Source organism: Acidiplasma cupricumulans (assembly GCF_001402935.1).
Lineage (GTDB): Archaea > Thermoplasmatota > Thermoplasmata > Thermoplasmatales > Thermoplasmataceae > Acidiplasma > Acidiplasma aeolicum.
The window spans coordinates 1-10,768 of record NZ_LKBH01000264.1 but is presented as its reverse complement, the minus strand read 5'-3'; the positions used below and the strand labels follow the sequence as shown (position 1 = coordinate 10,768).

Below are 10,768 nucleotides of genomic sequence, written 5' to 3'. Positions count from 1 at the left end.
TCTAATTATACATTTATATCATTATAATGTTCTCAAAAATATGTTAATATATAAATTCATTTGGATTTATAACAAAAATTTAAATATTTACAAATAATTTATAATTATGAGCCAGATAGTTCTAACCTCGGATCGCGGAACGTTTTCGAATTACGGAGGTGTGCAGGTTTTTGGCTACGTTTCATGTCTTCCGCATAACATTGTTCCAAAGGCCTTAATGAATGCCATATTTTCAAAAAGACCTGGTAATCCTGAAAAAATAGACAGTTTTGTGCCATACTCATTAAGGAAACTTGAGGCCATACTTTTGAAGAATAATTTTAATGATGTGAAAATATCCCCGCCTGATGACATTGAAAAATTTATAGATGAAAATACAAAGGTTCTTGGTATAAATGTTCATGATCCCTATGGATTGAGCCCTGTAACATTTAAGCTAACAATGCTTTTTGGCGGGCAGGAAAGCTGGAATGCCGTATATTTTGAGGAGCTTGCTAAAAAGGTTAAAACATTAAAGGCAAAATATAATTTCAAGGTTATAGTTGGTGGTCCGGCAGCCTGGCAGATAGGATTAAAAAAACCTGATTTTGTTGATACAGTTTTTAATGGTGAGGCAGAGATTGATTTTCCTCTTATTGTCAAAAAGGCTTTGAATGGGGAAAAACTCCCGGAAAATATTACTGGAAGAATGCCGAAGGTTGAGGATATACCACCGATAGTTCATCCTGCACGGTATGGACAGGTTCAGGTTACGCGCGGCTGCCCAAGGGGATGCCAGTTCTGTTCCATAACACCTGAAACATACAGAACAATACCCCTGGAGGATATAAAAAAGGAGGCTAAAATAGAATTAAATGGCGGTGCAAAGGATATAGAATTAATAACTGATGATATACTGTTATATGGCCAGCAAAAATTAAGGGTAAACCATGATGCAATCATAGAACTTTTTAAAACAATGAAATCAATGGGAGCAAGATACGTTTTATTCCCTCATATTTCAGCACCTGCAGTTCTTAGTGATCCAGATACAGTATATGAAATGTCAGATATATCAAACCTAAAGGAATACGGGGCGGAGGCACCCGTGGTGGGCCTTGAAACAGGTTCTGTAAAAATAATGCATAAATACATGAATGCAAAGCCATTTCCCTGGAGGCCAGAGGACTGGAAATCTGTTATTGTAAGGGCAACCAAAATTATGAATGAGGCATATATTTACCCATGCTATACCATGACAATTGGATATCCGGAGGAGGATGAAAATGACTTAAAACAGAGCATGGATATTGTAAATTCAATCATAGATAACCAGTTTAAGGCCTTTATTTTCCCACTGCCGGTTATACCTATGACAAGTTCACATATACACAATAATCCATTTCCATACATGGAAAAACTACCATCTGGTTACTGGGAGCTCTTATATATGTCATGGAAGTATGACTTTGGGGTCATAAAGGATTTGATACCGGTCATGGCCAGATCAATGAACCCTGTTCTAAGGTATTTATCTGACAGAATGGTGGATTCCGTATTTTCCCATCTGGATGACATATTTTATAAACTGTACATAACACACGGAAAGAGCTCACAGGTATTTTCAAACATCAACCTGAATACCGTGGGTGGATTTCTAAAATCCATGGCCTGGCTGACAAAAACTGGATTAAAGGATAGAATTTCGGTAAATAATAATGGTGTCGCAACAAAAACCTAAAATTTTATTCATTTAATGCCTCGTCCCCTATGGATGATTTTTTTATCTTAAAAAGAACAGGTATAATAAAAATTATTGATATTATTCCAAGAGTAATAAATGGAACTGAAAATGTGCCATATACTGAAAAAAGGTATCCTATTACAAATGGAGATATGCTCCCTCCAACCTGCGAACTGAAGTTAATAATTCCGCTTGCAGATGCCAGATTCCTGTCACCACCACTTACATCTGATGCCATACCCATTGATGGCCCTGCATACAATCCATAGCTGAATCCTGCCAGAAATGAAGGCAGAATTACCAGATATCCCTTAATAAATGCAGTTGATATAATTATGGCACCGAGGAATAAAACTGTGACTGCTGCTATTAATGGCCTGCCGTTTTTGAACCTTTTCGATATCCTTCCACCAAGTGGCGATGTTATGATGCCACCTATTGACGGTATCCATGTATAAAGAAAAAGGTTTGAGCCTGATGCGATTCCGGAATAGACTATAAACGTTGAGTACAATGATAAAAATCCCAAATAGGAAAAACCTGCAGCAAACCTTATAAATGTTACATAAATAATATCCTTAGAAATCTTTTGTTTTTTGCTTTTTTTTCTTACCTCGGGCTCCTTAATAAAGGTCAAATCTATTAAAAGAACTGCTGCAAGAAAGCCAAAAATTATGTAAAATGGTAATTTGAATGTTATATTTAAAGCCTCAATTGTAATAAATTCCCCTATGGATGCGCCAACAAAATATGCTGTTTGATATATACCAATTGCGGTGGTTCTCTCCTTTCTGGGTGTCCATGCCTGTACAAGTGAGGCATCCGAGACGTAAAGTGATGCTGAAAAAATTCCAAGGAAAAATTGTATAATCATTAACGATAAATAATTATTAATAAAAAAGTAAAGCAGTATAAAAAGTATGAAAATCATTGAAAATGAAAGCTTTGATGTAAGCGACAGCCCAAATTTATCAGATAGCATACCTGATGGAATTTGAAAGGCCGTGTAACCTGCCCAGTATGATGTAATAAGCAGTGACCCCAGCAGTACGCTTATATGAAGATTTAAAATAATAAACGGTAAAATGGCCGGAATAAAATACCTTATTGATGAATTCAAATAGAATGACAAAAATGTCGGAATTATAATTCTCCCAAATGGGTAATTTTTAGATTTTTCCATTTAAATCAGGCTCATTATTAAAGGCTTATAAATATATTATTATTAAACCTTTTACCGCAAAACAATATTAATAAAACAAACTATTTATTTAATTTGATGTTATTATAATAATTATGACGGCACTTAATAAAAAGGATTATTCAAGATTTCTATGGATTCATAGAAAAACATTAATTATTTTTTCGGTAATAATTCTCGCATTAAGATTTATTCTATCAATAATTAAAGTAATGGCAATAATAATCAACGTTATGGATTTAATATCATTCATTGCTGCATTTGTGCTTCTGGAGATAATATTCATGTATAGCTATAAAAAGGACATTGAAAAACTTGATGGGACTAAATATTATAAAAAATAAAACCTTCAAAATAAGAAATTTATAAAAATAAAAAATAATTTATTATCTTGAATGCCTGACCATTAATACAACAATTCCTGCAAGAAGGACGAAGACAGCCATGGAATAAACACCTGCAACAAATGAATGTGTATAGCTTTGAAGGCCACCAACCAGAATTGGGCCAACTATGCCTCCAAGATTGCCCAGGCCATTGATCATGCCAATCGATGATGCGGAGCTTTCCCTTGTTAGCGCCTCCTGTGGTATATTCCAGAATATCGGTAAGAAGCTGAATATGCCTATTGCCGATATTGTAAAGAATATAAATGACGCCACTGGTGATGAAACCAGAAGGAATGCACTTAATGCAAGTCCGGCAAATGCAACGAAGAAAATAATGGCGGTTAAATGCTTTCTATTTCCTTTTTTATCCGAAAATCTTAATATTAAAATCAGGGCTATGGCAGCGACAACGTATGGAATATCACTTAGGAAACTGGCAGTTGCAGCGCTTATATTGGCCATGGATTTTATTATTGATGGAAGCCATATTGTGTATCCATATAAACCTGTTACACCAAGAAAATAAACGATTGTTAATAATATCACATCCCTCTGTTTTAATGCCTCCTTCCATGAAACTTTTATTGGCTTGTTTTCCTCCTCGTTTTTTAATTCCCTTTCAAGTGCATCCTTCTCATCCTTTGTTAGCCACTTTGCATCCTCTGGAAAGTCTGTTAAAACTACCCAGAGTATTGCCACGGATATAAGTGCTAATATTCCCTCATATATGAAGAGGTATCTCCATCCGGGATTATTACCGTACGCCGTAAATATTGCGCCAGAAATTAGGCCTCCAAAAATTCCTGCGACAGGAATTGCGGCATTAAAAAAGGAATTTGCAACACCACGCTCCTCCTTGACAAACCAGATGCCCATAAAGAACATGGTACCTGCATAAAATGGTGCCTCTGCAAGACCCAGTATAAACCTTAATGCATAAATTTCAGGCACATTCTGTACAAAACCGGTTACAATGGTTATTATTCCCCATGCAGAAAATGCAAAGGCAAATATTTTTCTAATGCCCATGCTGTTTATTCTAAGTGTTGTAAAGACCTGGGGAATTGCATATGCCACAAAAAATAGTGATGATGCAACACCGGCAATGAAATCTGCACTTGAGGCTGGTACCCCTATATCAGGAAACATGTTCGCAGCTATTGCGTATGATAGATTAACTCTATCAAGGAAGTTTATTACATAAAGGAAAAATTAAATCGGGGCCAGCCTTATATAACGCTTTCTCAGCGAATGTTTAACACTCTTTATAGTAACATCCATATAAACCGTATTCATACTATGATTTAAATTTTTCTTATATAACTTATATATTGTATAATTCCATTTAAATATATTCAAATATATAATCCCAGGGATATCAATTATTGGACTATGCCCGGACAATATTCTGGGAATAATTATTAAACCCTAAAATTACATAAACCTTACATATACATTTTTCAAATAGGCGAAATAAAATTTTTAATATTTATTTTCTAATGAATCTGGTAAATAAAAAATTAAAAAAATATGTTTATTTAATTTATTCACTTTCTGGCTCCTTCTCTGTTGCAGGTTTGTATCTTGCATTTGTTGCATAGAATAATATTATGTAAGATAATGCTGCCACAAGCGACCCAAATACCTGCTGTGGGAAGTAGTTAAAAATTGGATTTAACATGCCAAGGCCAAAGAAGTTTATCAGAACTCCTATTACAGTTGCAAGAACAGCATTTATGTTAAAATTGCCTGAAAATGTCTTGGGTATTGTATAAAAATCTCTTATTTTCGCAGTTTTTCTCAAATTTAAATACCAGTCAACTATTAATATAAATGTATATGGGAATAATAGATCAGCAATCAGGTTTAGGAATGTTTCTATATGGGTTAAAATACCAGCTATGGCCAGTATTATTCCAAATACTCCCAGAATTGCTGTTGATACTGGCTGGGCCAATTTTTCCTTCTGCTTCTTTTTAAAGGCAGGCTGTATTCCGGCAAGGAGGTCTACAGTTGATGGATATAAATTCATTGCATTTGTATGTATTACAGCCAGGGATGCACCAAATGCTGCAACACCTAAAAGCAGAAGAAGTGCGGTATTTTTAACAGGGAATGAAACTGCCGCAAGATTCCAGTTCCCTGCATAAATATTTGATGCGTAGCCGATTATGCCCATTAAAAATACAGGAACTATTATTCCAATAGGGGCTGCTATAAAATATGCAATTTTTGTCCATTTTTTCTCATTCCTCGTTTCAGGCTTTGCAAATCTGGTTGCTGTTGAAATTTTGTATGTCCATGATAGAATAGAAAATGCCAGAACAAGATTAATATCAATCCCCCAGTTAATGGGAACTGTCTGTGCTGTTAATGCTCCAAAGTTGACATGGAATAATGTTATTAAATAATAGGTTAAAATGGCATAGACAACGATTAATAGAATTGATGTATATCTATAGAAGTATTCAAGCCATTTTAGGCCGAACATTACTAGCAAAATCTGAAGTATACCAATGACTATAAACCAGATTACCGGGCTTGAATGCGTTAAAAGTGCCAGTATTTCACCACCGGTGGCGTCATTTACGCCGAACCAGCCAAGGTTAACAAAGGTGTAAAGCAGTGAAAGGCCGTTTGACGTCCAGTACCCGTAAGTTTTTCTTGATACAACCAGTGCCGATAATGGAATCTGCCTGCCCATGTTGGAAAACAATCCTGCAGGAATTATCCCAATTACCAGTGCTATTGTAATGACCAGCACCATATTCCAGAGGCCTGTTCCAGCAAGTAAAAGACCTATTAATGGTGTTGTTGCCGATGCGCTTGCCATGGCCCAGAAGTTGAATATTTTACCTGGTGAATGCGTCCTGCTTTCCTTTGGTATTGGATTTACCCCTATAACCTCCAGATGCTTCTCGGTAACCTGCGTGTCAAAAACATCCTCATTCATTTTAATTCACTTATGGTTATAAATTATATCAGTATTTTAACTTTTTTATACAGATATAATCTAATTATATTTTATATTTCATTTTATATCCATATTATTCAAAAATATTTAATAATTTTAACAAAATGTGATAATAAATATTAAAAATCCATGAAAACTTTATACACCCATCAAAATGGTAAATAAATATATAAAATTTTGTTTTGATTATTAATAAACTTTAGTTTTTAACATATTCACCTATTTCCCTGTAATGCGGTGTAATTTTTGATGTTAGTGCGTTTATAAGTGCAACCCCGAATTTTATATTGGTTATTAGTGGTATATCCCTTCTAACTGCAATTTCCCTTATGGAAAAGCCATCCCTGAATGATCCATATGTTTCAGATGGTGTATTTACTATAATTGATATATTTTCATTCTTTAAAACCTCACTTAGGCCCGGCTTCCGCATATCCTTGAGCCTGTAAACAGTAATATTTTTTATGCCGTTGTTTTCAAGATATTTTGATGTGCCCGGCGTTGCATAGATTTTTATTCCATTAAGTGATAATTTTCTTGCAATTTCCAGTGCCTCTGGCTTGTCACCGTCATTAACAGTAATAAGTGCGGATTCAAGCTTAAAATTCCTTTTAATTATTTTAATTGCCTTTGCCATTGCCTCATTAAAGTCCAGACCACAGCACATTGCCTCTCCTGTGGATTTCATTTCAGGGCCAAGGATCACGTCCATATCCCTGAATCTTTTAAATGGAAACACAGGAATTTTAATGAAATATGATTTGGGTTCCATATAAGTTTCCCTTAATGGTGTACCGAGAATGGCCTTTACCGCAGAATCAACCCAGTTTATGCCTGTTGCCTTTGCCACAAATGGTACTGACCTTGATGACCTTGCATTTAATTCTATTACGTAGATTTCATTATCCTTTACTGCAAGCTGCAGATTTGAAAGGCCAAGAAGATTAAAATTTGATCTTAGCTTCTCAACAATATCAAATATTTTGTTTTTAATAGAATCATTTACCATATTTGGGGCAAGCACCATTGATGCATCACCAGAATGTGTGCCTGCCTCCTCAATATGTACCGATATGCCTGCGATAACTGCCCTTGTGGAATCTGATACAAAGTCGACATCTATTTCTGTTGCGTTTTTGATGTATTCACTTACAAGTATCGGAAATCCGGGCCTTTCCCTGAATAGTTCCTGTATTCTGTCTATTAATATGTTGTAATCATAAATTATATCCATTGCCCTGCCACCAATAATAAAGCTTGACCTTATTATGACCGGAAGTTTTATGCTGGATATTTTTTTCTCAATATCATTTATATTTTCTATTTCTATGAACTCGGGCTGCTTTATGCCAAGCTTTTTAAGCTCTCTTGAAAATTTTGTCCTTTCCTCGATGTTAAATATATTTTCTGGAGATGTTCCAAGTACTATATTGCCAAATATTCTGCTTAATCCGGAGGCCATATTCTGACCGGTTTGCCCTGAAAACTGTATAATTATTCCATTTGGTTTTTCCCTGTGAATAATATTGGATACATGCTCCAATGTGATGGGCTCAAAATAAAGGATGTCAGATATATCAAAGTCTGTTGATACTGTTTCGGGATTGCTGTTCACCATAATGGATGTATATCCCAAGGATTTTAATGACATAACTGCCTTAACAGATCCATAATCAAATTCAACACCCTGGGATATCCTGTTTGGTCCTGATCCTATAATTACAATCTTTTTATTTTCAATTGTTTTAAAATCATTCTGTGAATCATATGAGGAGTATAAATATGGGGTGTTTGATTCAAATTCTGCAGAACATGTATCTATATTTTTATACACAGGCATAATATTATTATTAATCCTGTTTTTAATTATATCAACCTCATCCATTTTTGTATAATATGAAAGAGTTTCATCAGAAATTCCCAGTGATTTGATATATCTCAGATTTTCCGGGAGTTTCCCCGGTTTTAGTTTTTGCAACTCTGTAACAATATTTTTCATTTTATATATGAAAAATGGATCATAGCCTGATTTGCCTGCTATTGTCTCTATATCTATGCCCTGGAACAGTGCCTCAAATATGGCATAAAGCCTTAAGTCATTTGGTTTTTCTATTAATTCAAGTGTTTTATCCCTTGTTGTAAAAAGCCTCAAGGATTTTGAATCCTTTATATCCAGGGACGCAACACACTTTAAAAGAGCCTCCTCAAAGGTTCTACCAATTCCCATGGCCTCCCCTATGGATTTCATTTCTATGCCTATTTCCCTTTTAACAGAGAATTTATCGAATGGCCATCTGGGAATTTTAACTGTGATATAATCCATTGATGGCTCAAATGCGGCATATGTTGTTTTTGTAATTGGATTCTTAATTTCATTCAGATTATACCCTATTGCAATTTTTGTGGATATTCTGGCTATCGGGTACCCGGATGCCTTTGAGGCAAGTGCAGAGGACCTTGATGTCCTGGGATTTACCTCAACAACATAGTACTCATTATTTTTTTGGTCAAGGGCAAACTGAATATTGCATGAACCAACAACACCGATTGAGCTTACTATATGTATTGCCGCCGTTCTTAGTTTCTGGTAATCATCATTGCTTAATGTTAGTGATGGGGTTACAACAATGCTCTCACCGGTATGCACACCCATTGGGTCTAAATTTTCCATGTTGCATATGGATATGCAGTTTCCGGCATTATCCCTCATCATCTCATATTCTATTTCCTTCAGTCCAAGAAGAGATTCATCAAGTTCCAGTGGTATATCATTTATGATAAAGTAGTCCTCACAGTAATTAATTAGATCCTCCTTTGAATCAATTATTTTGCCTCCTGAACCACCCAGTGAAAAACCAGTTCTTAATATTAATGGATATTTTTTAATATTTTCAATCTGTGCCATAAATGAATCCTTTGTTATTGTATATGAGTTTATTATGGGCTCATTAATGCTGCGCATCAAATCAAAAAATTTCTTTCTATCCTCTGCAATCTCTATGGATTTAACCGGTGTGCCCAGTATTTTTATGTTATACTGGCTTAATATTCCCAGCTTATCCAAAAGTATAACAAGATTTAACCCAACCTGTCCCCCTGTGGATGGGAGTATTGAATCAATATGTTCATTCTTTATTATTTCAATCACGGTATCCGGCTCCACAGGCTCAATATATATTTTATCTGCTATCTCCCTATCAGTCTGTATCGTTGCAGGATTTGAATTAAGAAGAACAGTTTTTATGCCCTCCTCCCTGAGTGCGAGGCATGCCTGTGATCCTGAATAATCAAATTCGGCAGCCTGCCCTATAACTATTGGCCCTGAACCTATTACAAGTGTGCATTTAATGTCCTTAATCATTTTTAACACCCAAAGTTTCATCTATTTTATCAAAAAACCAGCTCCCGTCATATGGCCCAGGATGGGCCTCCGGATGGAATTGCACAGAATAAACAGGTAAATCCCTGTGCTCCACCATCTCAACCGTATTATCATTAATATCCCACATTCTCATCGATAAATCGGTATTCCTTAGTGATTCATTATCAACGGCATATCCATGGTTATGGGACGTTATGTATATTCTAGTGCCATCAGTAACAGCATGGTTAACACCCCTGTGGCCAAACTTCATTTTTTTGGTTCTGCCACCAAAGGCCAGTGTAATAAGCTGATTTCCCAGGCATACACCGATAACAGGCTTTTCAGCTGAAACGTCCCTGATGAATTCAACCAGATTTTTTAATGCCGGATGATCCGGATTTCCAGGACCGTTTGGAATAAAAACTGCATCATAATCAAGTTTTGAATTAAAAAAATCATAATTATATGGTACTATATGAAGTGATGCAATTCTTCCAAGATTTGTAATGAGGCTATTTTTGGTTCCCACATCAATAAAAAGTATTTTTCTTCTGTCATTACCCTTATAATACTGGTACTCTTTTCTGGAAACCAAACCAACAAGGTCATCATTCATTGTGTCCGGAAATTCATCGGGGATTTCCGGCTTGTTTCTGATAAAACATCTTAAAACCCCATTTTTTCTGATTTTTTCAACGAGAACCCTGGTGTCTATGCCATCAATGGCCGGCACGCCTGACCTTTTCAAAAATTCATTAAAATCATTTCCAGAGGGTCCTCCGGAAAAAATTTCATGGGCGTCCTTTGTGATAAGGCCAGCCACCTGAATCTTCTCTGATTCCATTTTTTCCATGGAAACAGAGTAATTTGCAATCTCTGGGAATGCAAATATAAGTATCTGACCTGCATACGATGGATCAGTTATTGTTTCAATATAACCAGACATGGATGTTGTAAAAACCAGCTCACCATGGGATTCGCCCTCATAACCATAACCCCTGCCACCTATTATCGTGCCATCTTCAAGTATCAAATATTTATCCATTTAAATCCTAAAAAGGGTAATTTTTGTATGGCATATATTATTTTCCATTATTTTAAAGAAAAAATTATTAAA

6 protein-coding genes and 1 pseudogene are annotated in these 10,768 nt (G+C 35.5%); 2 read left to right on the top strand and 5 right to left on the bottom strand.

Annotated features, from left to right (window positions below):
* Positions 1-106 precede the first annotated feature (106 nt).
* A complete protein-coding gene (locus AOG55_RS07090) occupies positions 107-1,720 on the top strand; it encodes a B12-binding domain-containing radical SAM protein (protein WP_048102397.1) in 1,614 nt (537 codons plus the stop codon).
* A 4-nt stretch (positions 1,721-1,724) separates the two neighbouring features.
* On the opposite strand, the gene AOG55_RS07085 is transcribed toward AOG55_RS07090, so the two are convergent.
* Positions 1,725-2,906: an MFS transporter gene (locus tag AOG55_RS07085; RefSeq protein ID WP_048102398.1), complete on the bottom strand. Its 1,182-nt coding sequence runs from the start codon at positions 2,904-2,906 to the stop codon at positions 1,725-1,727.
* A 113-nt stretch (positions 2,907-3,019) separates the two neighbouring features.
* Between AOG55_RS07085 and AOG55_RS07080 the strand changes: the two genes are divergently transcribed.
* A complete protein-coding gene (locus tag AOG55_RS07080; RefSeq protein ID WP_048102399.1) occupies positions 3,020-3,268 on the top strand; it encodes a hypothetical protein in 249 nt (82 codons plus the stop codon).
* A gap of 42 nt (positions 3,269-3,310) precedes the next feature.
* Here the strand turns inward: AOG55_RS07080 and AOG55_RS07075 are convergent.
* The 4 genes and pseudogenes from AOG55_RS07075 to carA all read right to left on the bottom strand — a co-directional run bounded on the left by AOG55_RS07075 (position 3,311) and on the right by carA (position 10,696).
* Positions 3,311-4,594 (bottom strand): annotated as a pseudogene (locus tag AOG55_RS07075) (MFS transporter).
* A 262-nt stretch (positions 4,595-4,856) separates the two neighbouring features.
* Positions 4,857-6,266, bottom strand: coding sequence for a purine-cytosine permease family protein (locus AOG55_RS07070; RefSeq protein WP_048102400.1), 1,410 nt, complete (start codon positions 6,264-6,266; stop codon positions 4,857-4,859).
* A 220-nt stretch (positions 6,267-6,486) separates the two neighbouring features.
* The gene (carB, locus tag AOG55_RS07065) at positions 6,487-9,648 is read right to left on the bottom strand and encodes a carbamoyl-phosphate synthase (glutamine-hydrolyzing) large subunit (protein WP_052656878.1); all 3,162 of its coding nucleotides are present in this window, start codon (positions 9,646-9,648) and stop codon (positions 6,487-6,489) included.
* The gene (gene carA / locus AOG55_RS07060; RefSeq protein ID WP_055041086.1) at positions 9,641-10,696 is read right to left on the bottom strand and encodes a glutamine-hydrolyzing carbamoyl-phosphate synthase small subunit; all 1,056 of its coding nucleotides are present in this window, start codon (positions 10,694-10,696) and stop codon (positions 9,641-9,643) included. Before carA ends, carB begins: the two co-directional genes overlap by 8 nt.
* Positions 10,697-10,768 lie beyond the last annotated feature (72 nt).

Bases quoted from the DNA above. Each gene is read 5' to 3' on its own strand.
- AOG55_RS07090 (WP_048102397.1), top strand. From the start codon at position 107: ATGAGCCAGATAGTTCTAACCTCGGATCGCGGAACGTTTTCGAATTAC.
- AOG55_RS07085 (WP_048102398.1), bottom strand. From the start codon at position 2,906: ATGGAAAAATCTAAAAATTACCCATTTGGGAGAATTATAATTCCGACA.
- AOG55_RS07080 (WP_048102399.1), top strand. From the start codon at position 3,020: ATGACGGCACTTAATAAAAAGGATTATTCAAGATTTCTATGGATTCAT.
- AOG55_RS07070 (WP_048102400.1), bottom strand. From the start codon at position 6,266: ATGAATGAGGATGTTTTTGACACGCAGGTTACCGAGAAGCATCTGGAG.
- carB (WP_052656878.1), bottom strand. From the start codon at position 9,648: ATGATTAAGGACATTAAATGCACACTTGTAATAGGTTCAGGGCCAATA.
- carA (WP_055041086.1), bottom strand. From the start codon at position 10,696: ATGGATAAATATTTGATACTTGAAGATGGCACGATAATAGGTGGCAGG.